Annotated in this window: 19 protein-coding genes; 9 read left to right on the plus strand and 10 right to left on the minus strand. The window is 62.7% G+C overall.

Translation table 11 applies throughout. The features are described from left to right. Positions 1 to 6 precede the first annotated feature (6 nt). Positions 7 to 681 carry a heme-binding beta-barrel domain-containing protein gene (locus tag HMPREF2993_RS02580; protein ID WP_070700865.1) on the plus strand — a complete coding sequence of 225 codons (675 nt, stop codon included), beginning with the start codon at positions 7 to 9 and terminating at the stop codon, positions 679 to 681. Between the two features lie 30 nt (positions 682 to 711). Here the strand turns inward: HMPREF2993_RS02580 and HMPREF2993_RS02585 are convergent, their stop codons facing one another. Continuing rightward, positions 712 to 1,599, minus strand: coding sequence for an aminodeoxychorismate lyase (locus HMPREF2993_RS02585; protein ID WP_070680172.1), 888 nt, complete (start codon positions 1,597 to 1,599; stop codon positions 712 to 714). A 30-nt stretch (positions 1,600 to 1,629) separates the two neighbouring features. Here HMPREF2993_RS02585 and HMPREF2993_RS02590 point away from each other — a divergent pair, with 30 nt between their 5' ends. Then, positions 1,630 to 2,691 (plus strand): CAF17-like 4Fe-4S cluster assembly/insertion protein YgfZ, encoded by a 1,062-nt coding sequence (locus HMPREF2993_RS02590; protein WP_070680169.1) that lies wholly within the window; start codon positions 1,630 to 1,632, stop codon positions 2,689 to 2,691. A 188-nt stretch (positions 2,692 to 2,879) separates the two neighbouring features. Continuing rightward, entirely contained in the window at positions 2,880 to 3,107 is a 228-nt protein-coding gene (locus HMPREF2993_RS02595) for a DUF3073 domain-containing protein (RefSeq protein ID WP_049157167.1), read from the plus strand. 111 nt (positions 3,108 to 3,218) lie between these two features. Here HMPREF2993_RS02595 and purM read toward each other — a convergent pair whose 3' ends face one another. From purM to HMPREF2993_RS02610, 3 genes are read right to left on the minus strand one after another with little or no spacing between them, the layout of a single operon-like run. Continuing rightward, positions 3,219 to 4,271: a phosphoribosylformylglycinamidine cyclo-ligase gene (gene purM, locus HMPREF2993_RS02600; RefSeq protein WP_070516640.1), complete on the minus strand. Its 1,053-nt coding sequence runs from the start codon at positions 4,269 to 4,271 to the stop codon at positions 3,219 to 3,221. Positions 4,272 to 4,285: 14 nt separating this feature from the next. After that, on the minus strand, positions 4,286 to 5,779 hold the full coding sequence (gene purF / locus HMPREF2993_RS02605; protein WP_198525943.1) for an amidophosphoribosyltransferase: 1,494 nt from the start codon (positions 5,777 to 5,779) through the stop codon (positions 4,286 to 4,288). Positions 5,780 to 5,813: 34 nt separating this feature from the next. After that, complete coding sequence (locus HMPREF2993_RS02610; RefSeq protein ID WP_046649310.1) at positions 5,814 to 6,218, minus strand: sterol carrier family protein; 405 nt, start codon at positions 6,216 to 6,218, stop codon at positions 5,814 to 5,816. A 33-nt stretch (positions 6,219 to 6,251) separates the two neighbouring features. On the opposite strand from HMPREF2993_RS02610, the gene HMPREF2993_RS02615 reads away from it, so the two are divergent. Next, on the plus strand, positions 6,252 to 7,286 hold the full coding sequence (locus HMPREF2993_RS02615; RefSeq protein ID WP_046649311.1) for an acyl-CoA thioesterase: 1,035 nt from the start codon (positions 6,252 to 6,254) through the stop codon (positions 7,284 to 7,286). Between the two features lie 26 nt (positions 7,287 to 7,312). Here HMPREF2993_RS02615 and HMPREF2993_RS02620 read toward each other — a convergent pair whose 3' ends face one another. Together HMPREF2993_RS02620 and HMPREF2993_RS02625 are read right to left on the minus strand one after the other, a co-directional pair. Beyond that, a complete protein-coding gene (locus HMPREF2993_RS02620) occupies positions 7,313 to 8,272 on the minus strand; it encodes a MaoC/PaaZ C-terminal domain-containing protein (RefSeq protein ID WP_046649312.1) in 960 nt (319 codons plus the stop codon). Next, positions 8,273 to 9,613 carry a 3-oxoacyl-ACP reductase gene (locus tag HMPREF2993_RS02625; protein ID WP_070700868.1) on the minus strand — a complete coding sequence of 447 codons (1,341 nt, stop codon included), beginning with the start codon at positions 9,611 to 9,613 and terminating at the stop codon, positions 8,273 to 8,275. It abuts the gene before it with no gap. Between the two features lie 185 nt (positions 9,614 to 9,798). Here HMPREF2993_RS02625 and HMPREF2993_RS02630 point away from each other — a divergent pair, with 185 nt between their 5' ends. The 3 genes from HMPREF2993_RS02630 to HMPREF2993_RS02640 all read left to right on the plus strand — a co-directional run bounded on the left by HMPREF2993_RS02630 (position 9,799) and on the right by HMPREF2993_RS02640 (position 13,940). After that, a complete protein-coding gene (locus HMPREF2993_RS02630) occupies positions 9,799 to 11,097 on the plus strand; it encodes an acetyl-CoA C-acetyltransferase (protein WP_049157180.1) in 1,299 nt (432 codons plus the stop codon). Between the two features lie 27 nt (positions 11,098 to 11,124). Further along, positions 11,125 to 13,209 (plus strand): acyl-CoA dehydrogenase family protein, encoded by a 2,085-nt coding sequence (locus tag HMPREF2993_RS02635; RefSeq protein WP_070700871.1) that lies wholly within the window; start codon positions 11,125 to 11,127, stop codon positions 13,207 to 13,209. Between the two features lie 95 nt (positions 13,210 to 13,304). Next, complete coding sequence (locus HMPREF2993_RS02640; RefSeq protein WP_070700875.1) at positions 13,305 to 13,940, plus strand: DUF6891 domain-containing protein; 636 nt, start codon at positions 13,305 to 13,307, stop codon at positions 13,938 to 13,940. A gap of 30 nt (positions 13,941 to 13,970) precedes the next feature. Here the strand turns inward: HMPREF2993_RS02640 and HMPREF2993_RS02645 are convergent, their stop codons facing one another. Next, positions 13,971 to 14,672, minus strand: a complete 702-nt coding sequence (locus HMPREF2993_RS02645) for a PAQR family membrane homeostasis protein TrhA (RefSeq protein WP_046649317.1) — start codon at positions 14,670 to 14,672, stop codon at positions 13,971 to 13,973. Between the two features lie 243 nt (positions 14,673 to 14,915). Here HMPREF2993_RS02645 and HMPREF2993_RS02650 point away from each other — a divergent pair, with 243 nt between their 5' ends. Both HMPREF2993_RS02650 and HMPREF2993_RS02655 read left to right on the plus strand, forming a co-directional pair. Next, a complete protein-coding gene (locus HMPREF2993_RS02650; RefSeq protein ID WP_046649318.1) occupies positions 14,916 to 15,953 on the plus strand; it encodes an alpha/beta hydrolase in 1,038 nt (345 codons plus the stop codon). Between the two features lie 267 nt (positions 15,954 to 16,220). Next, positions 16,221 to 17,180, plus strand: a complete 960-nt coding sequence (locus HMPREF2993_RS02655) for an Abi family protein (protein ID WP_070511040.1) — start codon at positions 16,221 to 16,223, stop codon at positions 17,178 to 17,180. Positions 17,181 to 17,317: 137 nt separating this feature from the next. Here the strand turns inward: HMPREF2993_RS02655 and purL are convergent, their stop codons facing one another. Genes purL through purS form a run of 3 tightly spaced genes read right to left on the minus strand, consistent with a single transcriptional unit; the run spans position 17,318 to position 20,536 of the window. Continuing rightward, entirely contained in the window at positions 17,318 to 19,615 is a 2,298-nt protein-coding gene (purL, locus tag HMPREF2993_RS02660) for a phosphoribosylformylglycinamidine synthase subunit PurL (RefSeq protein ID WP_070700878.1), read from the minus strand. A 28-nt stretch (positions 19,616 to 19,643) separates the two neighbouring features. Then, positions 19,644 to 20,306, minus strand: coding sequence for a phosphoribosylformylglycinamidine synthase subunit PurQ (gene purQ, locus HMPREF2993_RS02665; RefSeq protein WP_070700881.1), 663 nt, complete (start codon positions 20,304 to 20,306; stop codon positions 19,644 to 19,646). Beyond that, positions 20,306 to 20,536: a phosphoribosylformylglycinamidine synthase subunit PurS gene (gene purS, locus HMPREF2993_RS02670; protein WP_039676532.1), complete on the minus strand. Its 231-nt coding sequence runs from the start codon at positions 20,534 to 20,536 to the stop codon at positions 20,306 to 20,308. Before purS ends, purQ begins: the two co-directional genes overlap by 1 nt. Between the last annotated feature and the right edge of the window lie 33 nt (positions 20,537 to 20,569).

Consider the following 20,569-nt stretch of genomic DNA (forward strand, 5'->3'; position numbering starts at 1 on the left):
GGCAGCATGAGCGAACAGACGAATAATGAGAATCACCCGGAAAACACCCAGCCGGAGAACGGCAAGATTGATGGCAACGCAGCCGTCAACCAAGCCGCGGAAGCATGGAAGGATGCTGCCTCCCGCAACATCCCCACCGTTGATGTAGCAGAGAACCCTTTGCCCGATGAGACGGCAAACCTGCGTCAGGGCCCGTCACTGCACGATGGCCTCCTGGGGCTTCTCCCCCTCGTCGGTGTCTGGCAGGGCGAAGGCCAGGCCCACAGCACCGACGGCGAACAGTACGCCTTTGGCCAGCAGCTCATCATCGCTCACGACGGTGAGAACTACCTGACCTACACCTCCCGCACCTGGAGGATCGATTCCGAGGGCAACCCGGCGGGCCCGGACGCGCGCGAATCCGGATTCTGGCGCATCTCTCTCAAGGACGAGATTGAGATGACCTACACCTCCTCCAATGGTGTCAACGAGATCTTCTACGGCTCCCTGTTCAACGAGCGCGCCTGGCAGCTGGAGTCCGCCTCCACCATGGTCACGGAGACAGGCCCCGCCAACATCGGCCCCGGCAAGCGCATGTACGGCCTGATGCCGAACAACAACCTGGGCTGGGTAGATGAGCGGCTTGTCGACGGCGAAATGCGCCCCTTCATGTCCGCCGAGCTCACCCGTGTGGCAGGCTAGCTAGCAGGCGAGCTAGCCGCATAAGGGAATCTAGCGGGCCAGGGCGGCGTCGATCAGCGCGCGTATTTCTTCTGCGTTCGCCGGCGCCTTGAGCTTCGTGTCATCGAGGCGCGTCACCCGCACCGCTGTGCGCACCGAGGAGACCAGCCACACCGAGTCAGCCTCCTCGAGGTAGCTCAGGTTGAGCTCCTTCGCCTTGCAGCGATATCCCTGTTCTGAGGCGTATTCAAACAGCGCGGCCTGCGTGGTTCCGGGGAGTATCCCCTTACCCGCGGGGGTGCGCAGCTTGGTTCCCTTAACCGCCACCACGGTTGAGGTAGCCCCCTCCAAGACCTGCCCCGTGTCGGGGTCGGTAAAGATCACATCATCAAATCCGCGCTCGCGGGCCAGCCGCAGTGTGGCCATGGTTGCCGCATAGTTCAACGTCTTGGCCGGCAGCTCCTCCGCCACCTGCCACAATCGCGGCGTACTCATGACCTTGACGCCCTTCGCACGCTGCGCCACCACATCCTCCGGGATTTCCTGAACCGCGACCCAGGCCGTGGGCACCCCGGTGGAGGCCCGGCCGCGGGTATAGGTCCACGTGCACTTGGCTTCGAGCGGCGATTCACCCGTGTCCCCCGCGCCGGCGGGGCCATAAAAATCGGCGATAGCCAGCGCGGTGGCTTCCTCCCACTTGTGCATCGGCGGCTCCGGCAAATTCAGAGCCTGGGCGGAGTGTCGGAAGCGCTCCGCGTGGCGGTGAAGGTTCGCCGCCTTGCCATCACGCACTAGAAGGGATTCAAAAATCCCGTCTCCGCGCGTGACCGCGGCATCATCCCAGTAGACCAACGGTAGGTTCGGCATGTGGCGCCGCACCGATCCCCCAAACGGCTCCACGACGTAGATGACCGGCTCTTTTCTGCACTGAAGGCTCATAGCCCCGATTATGCCCTACCATCGGAGGGCGTGAGTTACTCTTCGCCACTTCTTTCCCGGCCCGGAGCCGCTGAGTTCCAGGGCACCACGCTCGTCGATGTCTCCGGGGTCCCCTGGCACTACGGCACCCCCCTCGTCGAACAGCGCGCGGTGGAAACAGGTTCAGCCATCATCGACCGCTCCCATCGCCACGTCATCGCGGTTTCTGGGCCCGATGCCCAGGCCTTCCTGCATAACCTCCTGAGCCAAAAGCTCGATGACGTGGACGCCGGCTTTTCCGCAGGTGCCCTTGACCTCAATATTCAGGGCCACGTCCTGCACCACATGGATCTATCTTTCGACGGGGAAACCTTCTACCTCGATGTGCCGGCGGCGCAGTTCGAGTCTTTGCGAGATTTCCTCACCGCCATGGTGTTCTGGTCCCAGGTCACCGTAGAGGAAGCGGACGTGGCGGTCATCAGCGTGCTCGGTCAAGCGCTGGACAAACCTTCCACAGCTCTGGTGGAAAGGCCCGTGCACTGGCCGGGCTGCCCGCGCCAGGATTTCCTCGTGCCGCGGGACAAACTAGACGCAGCGGTGCAAGAGTTGGAGGCCCAGGGCGGAAGCTTAGCGGGGCTCATGGCTTTTACCGCCGAGCGCGTGCGGGCACGTGAGCCCGAACTAGCCGCAGATCTCGATGCAAAGACTATCGCCCACGAGGTTCCGCATTGGATCCGACGCAGCGAGGATCAGCCCGCGTTCGTTCACTTGGACAAGGGCTGCTACCGCGGGCAGGAGACCGTCGCGCGCGTAGAAAACCTTGGGCGCTCTCCCCGTTTATTGGTGCTGCTCTACCTCGACGGCTCCGCCCCGGAGCAACCGGAGAGCGGAGCGGATATCACGTCGGGCGGGCGTCGCGTGGGCAGGCTCGGCACCGTGGTGGAGGACTGTGAGTATGGCCCCATCGCGCTTGGTCTAGTAAAGCGCAGCGCCCTCGACCATGGAGAGCTGGCCATTGGTCCGGTAGCAGCATCGATCGAGCCGGATTCCATCCCTGTCGATGAGGGCCCGAAGGCCGGCCGTGCCGCTGTGGATCGCCTGCGCGGAAAATAGTGGCGTATTACACAATGGACTGTTTGCCGCAGGGTGGAGCACTTTTCAGCACACCGCTAGGGGGTAGTTCGGAATTTTTTCGTCACACAGGCTATGGTGTCTTACAGGAACATACACATATCTGACTAAGACGATGGGGCGGCCAAGAATCCCTGGACCGCCCTACACACCTCAAGGGGGTCATGCACATGGGACGCGGACGCGCCAAGGCAAAGCAGACCAAAGTTGCACGCCAGCTGAAGTACAATTCGCCCGAGATGGATCTGGATTCGCTCCAGCGTGAACTCGCCTCACAGAACTCCAAGCGCTCCAGCAATGAGGACGAGGATCAATACTCGGAGTACGCGGACTACGAGGACTATGCGGATCGCTGGGACTCGGACGAGTGGGATGAGGATGATTCCGAAGAGCGCTAAGCGCGTGAATCACTTCCCCATTCTGTACATGCACAGCACGTAAGCGAAGGGCCGGAGATGCCTCCCCTCTTAGTGAGGGGCGCCTCCGGCCCTGTTCCTTTTCTTCAGAACCTAGAACCCTGGGTGCTCGCCGGTCATGAGGACGCGCGGCTCGCCGTCTTCGGCGACGCGGACGGTGCCCAGCTCCCATGCCTCAACGTGGCGGGCGGTCATCATGGCCAACGCACGCTCACGGTCCTCCGGCGCAACGACGGCGATCATGCCAACGCCCATGTTGAACGTCTTCTCCATTTCCTCGAGAGCAACCTTGCCCACGGAGGAGATGGTCTTGAAGATCTGGCCCGGAGTCCACGTCGAGCGATTAACCTCAGCGGTCAGGCCCTCCGGGATCACGCGCTCGAGGTTGCCCGCGAGGCCACCGCCGGTGACGTGGCAGAAGGTCGACACCGCGCACTCCGATACCAGCGCCAAACAGTCCTTGGCGTAGATGCGAGTAGGCTCCAAAAGCTCCTCACCGAGGGTGCGGCCCAAGTCTTCCATGTAGCCATCGAGCGGCAGACCGGCCTGCTCCAGCAGCACGTAGCGCGCCAAGGAGTAGCCGTTGGAGTGCAGGCCAGAGGACTTCATAGCGATAAGGACGTCGCCGTCACGTACCTTGTCGGGGCCGAGGAGCTCATCGGCCTCCACCACACCGACGGCGGTGGCGGAAACATCGTACTCATCCTTGCCCATGACGCCTGGGTGCTCAGCGGTCTCGCCGCCCAGCAGCGCTGCACCTGCCTGCACGCAGCCCTCAGCAATGCCCTTGACAATGTCCGCGACCTTTTCCGGAACAACCTCGCCCACGGCGATGTAGTCCTGGAGGAAGAGCGGCTCGGCGCCGCACACGACGAGGTCATCAACACACATGGCAACCAGGTCGATGCCGATAGTGTCGTGCTTATCCATGGCTTGAGCCACGGCCAGCTTGGTGCCCACGCCGTCTGACCCGGCCGCGAGGACCGGCTCCTTGTACTCGCCCAGCTTAAACAGGCCGGCGAAACCGCCCAGCCCGCCCATGACCTCCGGGCGGGAGGCACGCTTGGCGTGCGGGGTGATTAGCTCAACTGCGCGGTCGCCTTCCTCAATGTTGACGCCGGCGGCAGCATACGTGTTCTCGCTCATGAGTGACTTAGTCCTTAATCGTTAGTTGTCGTCGAGCCCTGCAGGGTACGCACGGCCTCAGCATTGGGGTTTCCGGCGGGCAGTCCAAGCGGGTAATCGCCATCGAAGCAGGCACAGCACAATTCGCTGCGGGGCTGCTCGGTGGCCGCCACCATCTCATCGGTGGAGACGAAGCCCAGCGAATCTGCACCGATCGCCGTGCAGATGGTCTGCGCCACCTCCTCCGGGTCATCGGAGGGGTTGGCATTAGCAATCAGTTCACCCGGGGAGGCGAAGTCGATGCCGTAGAAGCACGGCCACTTTACCGGCGGGGAGGCGATGCGCACGTGGACCTCGGCAGCGCCGGCTTCCCGCAACATCCGGATCAGGGCGCGCTGCGTGTTGCCGCGGACGATCGAATCATCCACCACCACGATGGACTTGCCGTCAATGACCTCCCGCAACGGGTTGAGCTTGAGGCGGATGCCCATCTGGCGTTGAGACTGCGTGGGCTGAATGAAGGTGCGGCCCACGTAGGAATTCTTGACCAAGCCATGCGCGAATGTCAGCCCAGATTCGCGGGCATAGCCCACGGCGGCCGGGTTGCCGGACTCGGGAACGGGGATCACCATGTCCGCGTCGGGCGCTGGGTACTGGCGCGCTAGGCGACGCCCAATTTCCACACGCGTGGCATTGACGGAGCGGCCTTTGATGTTTGTATCCGGACGCGCCAGGTAGACGTATTCGAAGACGCAGCCGTGGCGCTTGGTCTCTGCGAAGCGCTCGGAGCGAATACCGGTCTCATCAATAGCGACGAGCTCGCCGGGTTCGATCTCCCGGATGAACTGCGCGCCCACGATATCGAGCGCGCAGGTCTCGCTCGCCACCACCCAGCCGGTGGTGAGGCGGCCGAGAGCGAGCGGGCGCACGCCGTGCGGATCGCGAGCGGCATACAGCGTGTGACCGTCGGTAAAGGTCAGGCAGTATGCCCCCTTGACCCTGGGCAACAGCTGCAGTGCCGAGTCGAAGACTGAATTATTCTCGCTGACACCATCCGCCAACAAGATGGACAGGCACATGGAGTCAGAGACGGATTCTTCATGCGGCTTGATGAGCCCGCGTTCCACGGCCTCGGCGCGCAGCTCCACGTAATTCACCAAGTTGCCATTGTGGCCGAGTGCAATGTCGACGCCGCTGGGCGACGTCCCAAACATCGGCTGCACATTCGACCATTCCTTGCCGCCCGCGGTGGAATACCGCGTGTGGCCAACAGCCACGTTTCCGTGCAGAGAGGTCAGGATGGATTCATCGAAGACATTGGACACTAGGCCCATGTCTTTGAAGACCACGATGCGGTCATCATCCCCCACCGCGATGCCCGCGGCCTCCTGGCCACGGTGCTGGAGGGCAAAGAGGCCAAAGTAGGTTAGCTTGGAAACCTCTTCGCCTGGTGCCCAGACACCGAAAACTCCGCATTCTTCGCGGGGCTCCGGATCCAGGCTGGGATCCGTCGACAGGGGCTTAGTCATGCTCTGGACGTGTTCAGCTACCACGGCGCTAATCCTAGCCGTTCCGGCCAGTGAAAACTAACGGAATCACGGGCAAGTAGGCAGCAATCTCGTGGGCACGGGAGCCGGAGGCTTCCACACGGCCGTCGCCAAGCGCCTGCTCCCACCCCATGGCACCCGTAGCCAGCTGCAGCCACGTCAGGGGATCCATCTCCACCACGTTCGGAGGGGTGCCCCGGGTATGGCGAGGCCCGGCGATACACTGCACTGCCACGAATGGGGGGACCCGCAGCTCCACGGAGTGGCCCGGCGCGTCTGCCTCCACCAGGCGGGCCGTGGTGCGTGTAGCGGCCGCAAGCGCAGCGCGACCTGGCTTTTCCACACCTTGAGGATCGTGGATCCACTCCGCCACTGCTTCGACGGCGGCGCGGGCCGTGGCGGCATCAACGGCCTTCTTCATACGGTCACCAAGCTCCCTGATACTTTGTTATCCATGTCACCAACCATGCCATCAAGCTCGTCGGAAGAAAAGAAGTCCGTTCCCCACGAGAAGTCCCCTTCCCTCACCCTGCGGTTTATGGCCGCCCCCACCGATCTCACCATTGCCGGCGCCCAGGGCATCGGCGGCGGCCGCGTCCTGGAATGGATCGATAAGGCCGCCTATGCGTGCGCGGTTCAATGGTCCGGTACCTACTGCGTGACTGCCTACGTGGGCCATATTCACTTCACGCGCCCCATCCCCTCAGGCCACCTCGTGGAGGTGCGCTCGCGCATCGCGATGACGGGGCGCTCCTCCATGCACATCGTCAACGAGGTGCTTTCCGCCGACCCGCGCGATGGCATTTTTACTCGCGCGTGCGACTGCCTCGTCATCTTCGTGGCCAAAGACACGGAAACCGGCAAGTCGGTCGCCGTGCCGCCGCTGGTTCCGGACACCGTAGAGCACCAGCGTGTGTGGGAAGCCGCGGAATCCCGCATCGAGCTGCGCCAAGCCATCGAAGCGGAGATGGAAAAGCAGACTTATGATGGCCCTTCCGATGCCCCTCGAATGGTCACCCGCTTCTTGGCAAAGCCGACCGACGTCAACTGGGGCGGCAATGTCCACGGTGGTACGGCCATGGAATGGATTGATGAGGCCGGCGCTGCCTGCACCATGGAGTGGTCAGGCGAGCACACGGTGGCGGTCTATGCCGGTGGTATTCGCTTCTACCGGCCTATCCATATTGGAGACCTCATCGAGGTAGATGCCCGTATGATGCGCACGGATACCCGCTCGATGCAGATGTCGATCCACGTCCGCTCGGGTAACCCGCGCGGTGGCCGCGAGAAACTAGAAACCGCCATCCACGCCACTGTGGCCTACATGGGCATGGACGCTGACTGGCAGCCGCTCGCCGCCCGCCAGTTTGTCCCCCGCACCGAAGAAGACAAGCGCCTGTGGGAGCACGCCGGCATCCTTCGTGGCTTGCGCGGCAAGTACTCCCCGAAGCCGCTGGTGGTGGCGCCACAGCATCAGCACGTGGATTAGCCTATGGCTAATCCAGCACCACGCAGCTAGTTCAGCGGCTCAACTCGACACGCCACGTGGAGGGTGCTCGGATCCTTGGCTTTGCGCAACGTGACGTCGCGCGCTCCGACCTCAGTGTTTGTGGCGACGCTCGCTCCGGCTTCAGTGTTTGTGGCGACACTCGGAGCCACAAACACGCCCGTCGTTGCCGGAAGAATAACCGGCTTGTAGAAGTCCGCGCTGATGCGCACAGCACCGGGGAGGGTGCCGTCGAGCACCGACAGCATGCGAGCGTGCGTGTACATGCCGTGCGCGATGGGTGCGGGGAAACCGAAGAGCTTGGCGCCCACGGTGGAGACGTGGATGGGGTTCTTATCGCCGGATGCCGCGGCATAGACGCGGGTGCTCTCGGGGCTAAAGCGCAGCGTCGCCGTGGGGGTTCCTACCTCATCGCCCGGAAAATCGAGGAAGCGCTCGGCTTCAGGGCGCGTTCGCACCTGCCGCGGGGTGTCCTTGGTGAATTTCGCGCTCTGGCCTAGGAAAACCGAAGTCTGGCGCCAGATCTCCTCACCACCCACGCTGTACGTGGTCACCATATCGATAACCAGCCCCTTGCGGTGCGGGCGGAGGTTTTCCGCGTGCACGGAGATGTCGCAACTTTCGTCGACGCGTAGCGGGCGGGTCTGCTCGATGCGGTTCGACAGGTGCACCACGCCGACTGCGGGAAAAGGAAAGTCCTGTGCCGCCATCACCTTGATTGCGAGTGGGAAGGCCAGCGCATACAGGTAGGTGGCGGGCAACTCATTGCCCAGACGCAGGCCCGTGGCTTGGCAGTAGCGGGCCAGGTGCGCGGTATCGACGCGCACTCCCTCGACGCGGTAGGCGGTCTGCGGGTCGTCGACCTTGCGCTTGCCGGCCCCCAGCCCGGGGATGGGCACCGCGCCTACCATGAGTGAGCGGTAAAGGGCGGGAAGGTCAGGAATCTCGTTGAGTGTGGTGACGTTCATTTATGCTCCCATGAGGTTCTGGCCGCACACGCGGACCGTGTTGCCGCTCACCGCGGCGGACGCCGAAGCGGCAAAGAAGGCGACGGTCTCCGCGACGTCGACAGGCAAACCACCTTGCTGCAGTGAGTTCAGGCGGCGGCCGATTTCGCGCGGCCCAGTGGGCATCGCCGCAGTCATGGCGGTTTCGATGAATCCGGGGGCAACAGCGTTGATGGTGGAGCCATTCTCCGCCAAGACGGAGCGCAAGGAATCAACGAGCCCGATGATTCCTGCCTTCGTCGTGGCGTAGTTGGTCTGGCCGCGGTTGCCGGAAATGCCGGCCATGGAGGACACACCAACCACGGCCGCCCCCGGCGCGAGGGCTCCGGATTCGAGGAGGTTTTCGGTAATGCGTACCGGTGCCAGCAGGTTAACAGCAAGGACAGCGTCCCACTGCCCCTCGTTCATGTTGGCCAGCAGCTTGTCGCGGGTGATTCCAGCGTTGTGGACGATGACGTCAATAGCTCGACCATGGCGCTCCTGGGCGTGCTGGGCAATCTTGTCCGCGGCGTGAGGGTCAGTGACATCGAGAGGCAGCGCGGTGCCTTTGACCTTGTTCGCGGTCTTTGCCAGATGCTCGCTAGCTTGCGGGACGTCGATACAAATAACGCTGGCACCGTCGCGCGCCAGCACCTCGGCGATGGTAGCGCCAATGCCGCGAGCAGCACCGGTGACCACCGCGAGGCGCCCGTCGAGCGGCTTCTCCCACTTCGCTGACTCACCGCCGCGTACAGGGGAGCCCTCACTCTGCGCGCCCACGCGGACCACCTGGCCATCCACGAAGGCCGACTTCCCGGAGAGGAAGAAGCGGAGGGTGGACTCCACCTCCGCGGTGGCCGCAGGATCTACCCACACCAGGTTCACGGTACCGCCCTTGCGCATCTCCTTGGCCAAGGAGCGCGTAAAGCCTTCGAGTGCGCGCGCGGTAATCCGGGCGTCGATAGTATCTGCAGCCTCCGGGGTGGTGCCGACAACCACGAGGCGTGCGCACGGCAGGAGGTTTCGCATCTGTGGGTTGAAGAAGTCATACAGCTCGCGCAACTGCTCGGGGGTCTCTAGGCCGGTGGCATCGAAGACGAGGGCGGCGCGCGGGGCCTCCGCAGAGGCGTTGATGATCTGGTAATCCACGGCTAGCTGGGAGCGAAGAAAGTCGGCGATGCGTCCCTGGCCGCCAATGACGATGGGGCCATCGAGCGCCGGTTCGCCTACTTTATGGCGGCGCAGGGGGTGGCCCTGGGGTACACCCGCTTTGGCGGCAAGCGGAGAGTTGATGAGCTTCTCGGCAATGGTGACGTGCGGCATAAGGTGACGCATTCCTTTCTGGGATCTTCACAACCTTGCGAGCATTATTTTGCTAGTTGCAAGGCCCGTTAATTGAGTGATAGAACTAACAATATCACCTTAGTTGTGATGCGAAACGCGCGGTGGGATTGCTACCCCCTCCCACTGGGGCGATTCGCACCAGACCACTCGCGAAGGAGTTTTTGATGACCAACCCCCCGCACCGCGTAGCCATCCTCGGTGGCAACCGCATTCCCTTTGCTCGCTCCAATAAGCAGTACGCTCACGCGTCCAACCAAGACATGCTCACCAGTGCGCTCGACGGCCTCGTGGCGCGCTACGGGCTACACGACGAACGCCTCGGCCTCGTCGCCGCGGGTGCCGTGCTCAAGCACTCCCGCGATTTCAACCTCACCCGCGAGTCGGTCCTCGGTTCCGCGCTCGACTCGACCACCCCAGCACTCGACGTGCAGCAGGCCTGCTGCACTTCTCTTGCGGCAGCAATCCACGTCGGTGATGCCATTGCCCAGGGCCGAATCTCCGCCGGCATCGCGGGCGGAACGGACACCACCTCGGATGCCCCGCTGGCCGTCAATGACACCCTGCGCCGCACGCTGCTCAACCTCACCCGCGCCAAGACCGCCGCTCAGCGCGCCCAGCTCATCGGTTCCATCCGACCCTCGCAGTTAGCCCCGGAGCAGCCGCAGAACGGCGAGCCGCGCACCGGATTGTCCATGGGAGATCACGCCGCCATCACCGCCCGCGAAATGAACGTGAGCCGCGAAGCCCAGGACGAGCTGGCACTCGCCTCCCACCAGAACCTCCATCAGGCCTGGGAAGAGGGCTTCTTCGATGACCTCACCACCGGATTCCTCGGCGTCAACCGCGATACCAACCTGCGCCCGGATTCCTCCCTGGAGGCCCTAGCCAAGCTCAAGCCGGTCTTCGGCAAGCGCGATGCCGAACAGCACGGCACGCAGGCCACCATGACCGCGGGCAATTCCACACCGCTGACCGACGGCGCCTCCGTCGCCCTGCTGAGCTCCGAGGAGTGGGCAGCCGAGCACAATATCGAGCCCCGCGCCTTCCTCGTCGATTCCGAGACCGCGGCCGTCGACTTTGTCCACGGCCCAGATGGCCTTCTCATGGCCCCCACCTACGCGGTCCCGCGCCTGCTGGAGCGCAACAACCTGACCCTCCAGGATTTCGATTTCTACGAAGTCCACGAGGCCTTCGCGTCCCAGGTACTCGCCACCCTGTCTGCATGGGAGGACGAGACCTACTGCCGCGAGCGCCTCGGCCTGCAGTCTGCGCTGGGCCCCATCGACCGTGCCAAGCTCAACGTCAAGGGCTCCTCCCTTGCCGCTGGGCACCCCTTCGCCGCCACCGGCACCCGCATCCTCGCCACTACCGCCAAGATTCTCGAAGAAAACGGTGGTGGGCGCGCCCTCGTCTCCATCTGTGCGGCCGGCGGACAGGGTGTTGCAGCCATCGTCGAGCGTTAAGAAAAGCCTCCTAGAAAGGACCTCCTCATGCCACTGACCAAGTCTTCCGCGGACAAGAAGTCCGTCTCACCAGAACTCAACAACCAGGCCACGACCGACGCCCCCAAGGCCGAGGCCCGCAGCCCGCACCGCCTGCCCACCACCCCGAAGCCCTCAGTGGCCACAGAACTGGCTGCGCTTCTCGACGGCCCCCACGCCGCCTTCCGCCAGGAGCTGCGCACCTTCCTCAACGACCCTTCGCTCTTCCCGAAGCCGGACCTGCCGATGGCAGAGCAGCGCCAGCACACCTTTGACAACCTCTCCAAGGTCCGCGATTTCGGCGGTTTCAACCACGGCCTGCGCCGCGCCAACGGCGGTTCCGGTAAGCCGAACCTGTCCACCTTCACCCTGGAGGGCCTAGCCTGGGTTGATGGTTCACTGGCTATTAAGTCCGGCGTGCAGTGGGGCCTGTGGGGCGGCGCCCTGGATCAGCTCGGCACTGAACGCCACCTCGAGTGGGTCAAGAAAGCCGCCAGCCTGGAGCTGCCAGGCTGCTTCGCTATGACCGAGCGCGGCCACGGCTCTGACGTGCAGTCCCTGGAAACCACCGCCACCTTCGACCCAGAGACCAACGAGTTCGTCATCAACACCCCCTCCGATTCCGCGGTGAAGAACTACATCGGCAACGCCGCCAAGGACGGCCGTGCGGCCGTCGTCTTCACCCAGCTGATCACCCCTGACAGCGATGGCCGCTCCCACGGCGTGCACGCCATCATCGTCCCGATCCGCGATGAAGAAGGCAACGAGCTGCCGGGCGTGACCTTGGGCGATCATGGCCACAAGGGTGGTTTGGTGGGCGTCGACAATGGCACCCTGCGCTTCGACAATGTCCGCGTGCCGCGCGAGAACCTCCTCAACCGCTTCGCCGATGTCGATGAGAAGGGTAAGTACACCTCCCCCATCGAGTCCAAGAATGCCCGCTTCTTCACCATGCTGGGCACTCTCATCCGCGGCCGCATCGGCGTCTCCGGTGCGGCGGGCGCGGCCACCGAGGCATCCCTGGACATCGCCATCCGCTACGCCAACCGCCGCCGCCAGTTTGAGGGCGCGACCGGCGCTGAGAAGCGCCTCATCGAGCACCGCCAGCACCGCCGCCGTCTGCTCATTCCGTTGGCCCGCACTTATGCGCTGCACCTGCTCTACAACCAGATTCTGGAGCGCTACCAGGAGCAAAACGATCAGCACGAGGCTGGCACCTGGTCAGTGACGGAGCCGACCGAGGAGCAGAAGTTCGCCTCCCGCGAGATGGAATCCCTGGCCGCGGCCATCAAAACTGCGCAGACCCAGCACGCCACCCGCACCATCCAGGAATGCCGCGAGGCTTGCGGCGGCGCTGGCTACATGTCGGAGAACCGCCTGACTACCTACCGTGCCGACTCCGATGTCTTCGCCACCTTCGAGGGCGATAACACCGTGCTCATCCAGATGGTGGGCAAGAACCTGCTCACCGCCTATGGCCGCGCGATGAATGACATGAGCCCGTGGGACACCGTGAAATACGCGGCCTCCACCGCCACCGATGTGGTTCGTCGCCGCTATGGATTCACCACCCGCCTGCAAAGCCTCGTGGACCGCGTGAATCCTTCAGAAGCTTCGCTTTTCGACGCCACCTACCAGGCCAAGCTCATCGACGACCGCGCCCAGTCCATCCTCTTCTCCCTCGTGCGCCGCATCCAGCCGGCCCGCAAGGCTGATAAGGTGCAGGCTGCCGCCATCATGGACCAGTGCCAGGATCACCTCATCGCCGCCGGCTGGGCCCGCGTGGATACCTTGTTGGTCCAGGCCATGATTGAGGCCGAGGAGCGCCTTGAGGAAGGTTCGCTGGCACGCCAGGTCTTTGAGCAGCTGCGCCACCTCTTCGTCTTCGACACCTTGGTCCAGCACGCGGGCTGGTACCAGGAACACAACCTGATCCCGGCAGGCCGCATCAAGGCCGCCCGCGCCGCCATCAACGACCTCGTGGATTCGCTGGCACCGTGGTCCGTCGTGCTCGTCGATGCCTTCGGCGTTCCGCCTGAGGTACACAACATCCCGATGCTCACCGAGGCTGGAGTGGATCCGCTCCACGTCTAGTCACTCCACGCATAGGGAGGGCACTTCCGCCATCCGGCGGGGTGCTCTCCCTAGTTTTCTGCCAGTAGCGATAGGGACTGTTTACTCTCTGAGCTATGACCACACAGCATCCGATGTTCTCCAGTTCCTTCCCACCCTCCGATGATCTCCTTGAGCCAAGCCCGCTTCGCAATGACATCGCATTGCGCCTCTGCCACGGCGAATCTCGCCAGGACATCCACAACGACTACATTGAAGTCCTCGATGACCCCTCCGAATGGGAGGCCAGCTACGAGGAACCTTATCCAGAGGATTTTGACACCATCATCGACGAAGTTGCCGCAGAATACGGCCGGTTGGTCACAGAAAAGTCGGAGGATGTTAAGCGCCTCGAAGCCCTGCGCGAGGAGCTTGCTCAGCGCGATATCTCCTTCACGTTCAACGAGGCCTGGGATCTCTCAGACGGCGTCTGGGTAGGCTCCAAGCTCGCTGAGAAGGAAGGCCGCAGCGGCTATGCCTACTGCCACCGACAGGACATCAGCCGAGTTATTTACGACGGCGAGCTGTACTTCGGTTTCTCCGCGATGGAGAAAAACGAAGAAGCAACCATCAAGGTCGGCGAGCAACTCGTCGAGGCCCTGCGCGCCGTGGGCTTTGATCCCGAGTGGAATGGCTCGACGACAGCGCGCGTTCTGTGCCAGGACGTCGCTCTCGAATTCCCCCTCGCCGAAGATCTCACCGATGCCGAGTAAATAGCCCCACAACGCTAGCCCTGTATAGGGCTAGCCCGCCACAACCATCCAGATGGCTACCATGTGCACCACCGCCGCGGCGATCGTCGCGGTGTGGAAGTGTTCGTGGTAGCCATACCAGCGCGCATTACGCCCCGGCCACTTGAAGCCGTACATCAACGCACCCAGCGAGTACACCACCCCACCTGCGAACAGCAGCCACACTACAGCCGGCCCCGCGGACTGCCACAGGTTTGGCAGCAGCGGCAGAATGAGCCAGCCCAGGACGAGGTAGACCACCACATCCAACCACCGCGGATGATTGATCCACACCAAATTCAAGACCACGCCCATGATGGCGCCCACCCACGCCGCAGTTAGCATCCATAGCGCCTGCGTCGGCTCCAGCACGATGGCGCACAGCGGCGTGTACGTCGCCGCGATAAACACAGAAATCGTCGCGTGGTCAGCACGCCGCCACCATTGCACCGCGCGCATCGATACCCACGGCCAGCGGTGGTACAGGGCTGAGACCGTAAAGAGCCCCACCACTCCCACGCCGTAGACCGTCACCGCGAGACCCTGCCACCACGGCAACGTCATCCACCCAAAGGTAATGAGGACGGTCGATGCGATGAGGGAAGCAATCGCGGCAAAGAAATGGCCCCAGCCGCGCGTCAGTGGACGCGGACCACGGTCCGCCATCCAATAGGTGCGCTGGATGAGCTGCTCCATCGTGCTGTGTTCGCGCATAGAGCTGTCTTCAACTGGAAACTCTTGCGGGGAGGATATGTGAGCACTGGGTGCGTTCATAGTGAGGGCCCTTGCCTTGTCTGAAATGAGGGTCATGCGAATAACGCATTCACCCTCAAAACTTACGTACCCGTAACTATACGGCGGGGCGCTGCAGCGGACAAGGGCTAAGCGAAAGTTACCGCCAGGTTTTCTGCCGCTATGTGCAGTTCGAAGGCGCCGACAAAGTAAACTTCACTATTTGTGTTTTCCTATGTCTCAGTTCCTCGCCGCACCGCGACGTTGCTCGCGGCCGTCATGGTGGCGCTGGGGGCGGCGTCGGCAGGCGTCGGCTCCGCTTCCGCTCAGTCCAGCACGATCGGCGAGGTTTCCTCGCGCGTGACCAACCCGCAGCCCTGGCTGGGCGACGAGCCTTTCATCACCTCACAGCGCCACATGGGCGGCAACCACTGGGTGGTGGACGTGTGGTCCCCGGCCAACCGTGCGGTGATTTCCAATAACGTCCTGCTCCCCGAGGGCGATAAGCCGCGCCCCTCCTTCTACCTGCTGCCCGGCGTGGAGGGCGGCCAGGCGGGCATGAACTGGATGACGCACACCGATATTCGCCAATGGGCCGTGGGCAAGAACGTCAACGTGGTGATGCCACTCGGCGGCGCCTATTCTCTCTACACCGATTGGGATAACGAGGATCCCATCTTGGGCGTCAACAAGTGGAACACCTACATGACCACTGAGTTGCCCCCGCTGATCGACGCCGAATTCCACGGCACCGGCCGCGATGCCATTGGTGGTGTTTCCTCCACCGGCGGTGCTGCACTCGACATCGCCGGCCACGCCCCACAGCGCTACAAGGCCGCGGCCTCCTACTCCGGCTGCCCGGTGCGCTCCGGCGCGATTGGCTTCCCCACTTCCACCGCGATGATGGCCTACGGCGGCGGCTCCTCCTTCAACGCGTGGGGCCTGCCGGGCTCCCCGCAGTGGTTCGACCACGACCCCAACGCTAATCCCGGCCGCCTTCGCGACGTCGAGGTCTTCGTGGGCTCGGCCTCCGGCACCCCGGGCCCCATCGATGGCACGAACAAGCCCAGCCAGTGGCTCGGGCCCCGCGCGATAGAGATGGTGGCCAACCACTGCTCGGAGGAATTCACCCGCAACGCCCGCAACGCCGGGGTGCGCGTGAACCGTTACTTCAGCCCCCAAGGCTCGCACACCTTCGGCCTCTTCTCTCACCAGATGAAGCTGAGCTGGGACCAGACCATCGCCCGCACCATCGGTGCTTAAGTAATAACAGGTTGCCGCCTCACTTCGGGCGATGTCCCCGATGCACCCTAATTTCACAGAGCCTCGGATGAACAACTAGACCTTCAACGTGCACGTCTACCTGAAAAGTGGGATTGACGCATTTCAAGGTCCTGCGGTAAAATGCTGGTTAATAGTTCAGCCCGCCCGGTTTCTCTTCGGAAACTCGGAGTGGGCTGGATCTCTATTTACGCCGTTCCGCCGAACCGATCCCCACAACAACTCGTCCCCTCTCTAGATTGGCTTCCCATGTCTTCATCGCTCAAGCCAGCAGCGACCATTGACGAGCATATTATTCGGTTGCAAAGCCGTGGCATGAAGATCGACAAAGCTTTAGCTGAACAATGGTTTTCACACGTTAGCTACTACCGACTTTCTGCCTATTGGTATCCAGCCAGACAATTCAATGAAGACGGAACTAGTCGTTCAAGTCACTTCGTCGATGGTACCGATTTTGTGCACGTCATCTCCTTATATGAAGCCGATAGGAAACTCCGCACCCTGATCCATGACGGAATGGAGCGAATCGAAGTAGCGATGCGAACCAAGCTCGTCGAGCTGCTATGTACTCGACACCCCAATGATCCTACTTTCTACCTCCGCTCAGACGACTTTCGGCCAAACTTCGACCACGTGTCGTGGCTGAGTACAGCGTATGGACGACTCGCGAGGGCAAAGAAGAACGACGCCGTGAAGCACTACATTGATGAATACGGTGGACAGTATCCCATGTGGGTTGTGGCTGAAGTGCTCGATTTTTCGGATATTTCAAAGCTCTATGCAGGCTTAGGATCCAACGATCAGCGATCGATTTCGGAAGCGCTGGATATAAAGATCGACTTCGCTAGTTTGAATAGGAATCAGAAGCAAAAACTTACGAAAAAACATCCGCTGGCAAGTTGGCTCGAGCAGCTAACTATCATTCGGAATACGTGTGCGCACCATGGAAGGCTATGGAATCGTTCTTTTGCTCCGGCTCCAACTGAAGTTATCCGTAGCAATGGGAGCCTTTACCTCCTGCCAGAGATTCAAAGTGAAAAGCTATTCGGCGCTTTAATTGTCATGGCGCATATGCTACGAACCGTGTCCCCTGGGACTACCTGGCCTGACAAAGTAGTGGCATCATTAAACCAGCACTTCCTCACGAATCCTCTTGTTGAAAAAGCCAGTATCGGAATTCAAAGCGACTGGGATGAAAAGACACTTTAAGTTCTTTTCATGCCTTTGAAGCAACAAACAGTTGCGAATTTCGTGGGTCTTACGAAGCGGCTCTTCGGGGAAAGAAAAGCCCAGCCGAAGCTGGGCTTTTCTTCTAGAAACTGCGGGACAAGCAGCGTGAGTGGGGCCTACTCCACCACGGAGTTTGCCCCGACCGCGTGGCCGAAGAGGTCCGGCAGGGTTGCAGCCCAGGCCTCACGCAGCTCAGAAACGGCGATGGACTCGCCGCCGAGTTCCAGTTCACCGTTGTCGGTGGTCTGGCCGACGACGACGGCCGGTACACCGCACTCCTCAGCGCGCTGCAGCAGCATGTCGACGCGGTCCGCGGTCGTCGCCACGAGCACGCGGGAGGCGGACTCGGAGAAGGCAGCCACGAAGGCATCCTCATGGACCTTGGACAGGTCCAGACTCAAGCCCACGCCGCTGCGCTTGGCCATCTCGAATGCGGTGACGGCAAGGCCACCCTCGGAGATGTCGTGTGCAGCGGTCAAGCCTTCGTTGCCCACGAAGAAGTCCGCGAGGCGCTGCTCGTTGGCCAGGTCCACCTGCGGCGGCAGACCATTCAAACCATTCTCCGACTCATTTCCTTGCTCACGAGCGCTGACCTGCTGCCAGATGGAGCCGCCAAATTCATCCTTGGTCTCACCCAGCAGCACGAGTACCTCCGGCTCCTCCACGAGGCCGAGCTCGTTGCCGATGGACTTGTGGACGTCATCGATAACGCCGAGGACACCCACGACGGGCGTCGGCAAGATCGGCTCCTCGCCGGTCTGGTTGTAGAAGGAGACGTTGCCACCGGAGACGGGGATGCCGAGTTCCACGGCGCCGTCGGCAAGCCCATGCACGGACTCGCGGAACTGCCACATCACGTCCGGGTTTTCCGGGGAGCCGTAGTTGAGGCAGTTGGTAATGGCCACCGGGCGGGCACCGGTGACGGCGACGTTGCGGTAGGCCTCCGCCAGCGCCAGGCGGGTGCCCATGTTCGGGTCCAGCTTGGTGTAGCGACCAGAGGCATCGGCCGATACCGCGATACCGCGGCCGGTCTCCTCGTCGATGCGCAGCACACCAGCGTTCGCGTGGTGGGACTGCACGGTGTTGCCGCGCACGTAGCGGTCGTACTGGTTGGTGATGAAATCACGCGAGCACAGCGCCGGGGAGGCCACGAGCTTCTTCAGCGCCACGGTGAGGTCCTGCTTCTCGACGCCCTGGAACTCCTGCAGCGCATCCTGCCACTCCGGGCGGGCATAGGGGCGGTCGTAGACCGGGGCCTCGTCCGCGATGGTGCCGGCCGGGGCGTCCACGACGACCTCGCCCTGGTGGCGGATAATGAGGTGCTTGCCGGTGGTAACCTCACCGATCTCAGCGCAGGTGACATCCCAATGCGCGCAGATCTCCTTGAACTTCTCCACGTTCTCCGGGGTCACCACGGCACACATGCGCTCCTGGGACTCGGAGGCGAGGATCTCTGCAGCGGTCATATCCATTGCGCGCAGCGGGACGTTGTCCAGGTTGATCTCCATGCCACCATCGCCGGCGGCGGCCAGCTCGGAGGTGGCGCAGGCCAGGCCCGCACCGCCCAAGTCCTGGATGCCCACGACGATGCCGGACTTGTACAGCTCCAGGCAGCACTCGATGAGAACCTTCTCCGCGAACGGGTCACCCACCTGCACGGCCGGCAGCTTGCGCTCGGCGCCGTCCTCGAAGGTGTCAGAAGCCAGCACGGACACGCCACCGATGCCGTCGAGGCCGGTGCGCGAACCGAAGAGCATGACCTTGTTGCCGGTACCGGAGGCAAAAGCGAGCTTGAGGTCCTCCACCTTCAGCGTGCCCACGCACAGCGCGTTGACCAGCGGGTTGCCCGCATAGGACTCATCAAAAACGGTTTCGCCGCCAATGTTGGGCAGGCCCAAGCAGTTGCCGTAGTGCGAAATACCGCCGACAACACCGGGCAAAACGCGCTTGGTGTCGGGGGCATCAGCCGGGCCGAAGCGCAGCTGGTCCATCACGGCAATCGGGCGCGCACCCATCGCCATGATGTCGCGGACGATGCCGCCGACACCCGTGGCCGCACCCTGGTGCGGCTCCACGTAGGACGGGTGGTTGTGGGACTCCACGCGGAAGGTCACCGCGTTGCCGTCTCCGATGTCCACCACGCCGGCGTTCTCACCGATGCCGGCGAGGATCTTGGAGCCCATCTCCTCGGTCATGGTCTCGCCGAAGTAGCGAAGGTGCGTCTTGGAGGACTTATAAGAACAGTGCTCCGACCACATCACCGAGTACATGGTCAGCTCGGCGTCGGTGGGGCGGCGGCCCAGGATCTCGCGGATGTGCGCGTACTCGTCATCCTTCAGGCCCAACTCGCGGTAGGGCTGCTCCAGCTCGGGCTGCGCGGCCGCCTGCTCGACGGTGTCGTTGTGTACGGTCATTGTTTCTCCTTATAACCGTCGGCGCGGGTTAAGCGACGACCTTGAGGGCGGACACAAACAAACCCAGACCGTCGGTGGACGGGCCGGTGAGAAGATCGATGGCATGCTCCGGGTGCGGCATCAGCCCCACCACGTTGCCGGCCTCGTTGGTGATGCCGGCGATGCCGTTGATGGAGCCGTTGAAGTTATCGGTATAGCGGAAGACCACGCGGCCCTCGCCCTCCAAGCGCTCCACGGTCTCCGCATCTGCTTGGAAACGGCCCTCGCCGTGCTTCGCCGGGATGAGGATCCGCTGGCCCTGCTCAAACTCGCTAGTCCAGGAGGTCTGTGCGTTCGCCACCTCGAGGTAGGTATCCACGCAGTGGAAGTGCAAGCCCTGGTTACGGGTCAGGGCGCCGGGCAGCAGGCCGGCCTCCGTCAAAACCTGGAAGCCGTTGCAGATGCCGAGCACCGGCATGCCCTTATTCGCTGCTTCCACCACTGCGCGCATCACCGGGGCCAGCGCCGAAATAGCGCCGGAGCGCAGGTAGTCACCGTAGGAAAAGCCACCGGGGACAACGACGGCGTCCACTCCTCGCAGGTCTTCATCCGCATGCCACAGGGACACGACGTCGGCGCCGGCGGTGCGGGCGGCGCGGGCCGCGTCGACGTCGTCAAGCGTGCCGGGGAAGGTAATAACGCCGATCTTCATTACTGGATAACCTCGTAGTCCTCGATCACGGTGTTCGCCAGAAGGGTGGACGCAACCTTCTCGAGTTCCTCGGCGCTGACCGAATCATCGACTTCAATTTCAAAGCGCTTGCCCTGGCGCACGTCGCTGACACCAGCAACCCCCAGGCGGCCCAGCGCGCGGACGACGGCCTGACCTTGCGGGTCCAAAATCTCGGCCTTGGGCATGACATTGACAACTACACGAGCCATGAAAATTCTGCCTTACTGTGCGTGAGTATAGGT

The organism is Corynebacterium sp. HMSC068G04, from assembly GCF_001814885.1.
GTDB classification, from domain to species: Bacteria; Actinomycetota; Actinomycetes; order Mycobacteriales; family Mycobacteriaceae; genus Corynebacterium; species Corynebacterium hiratae.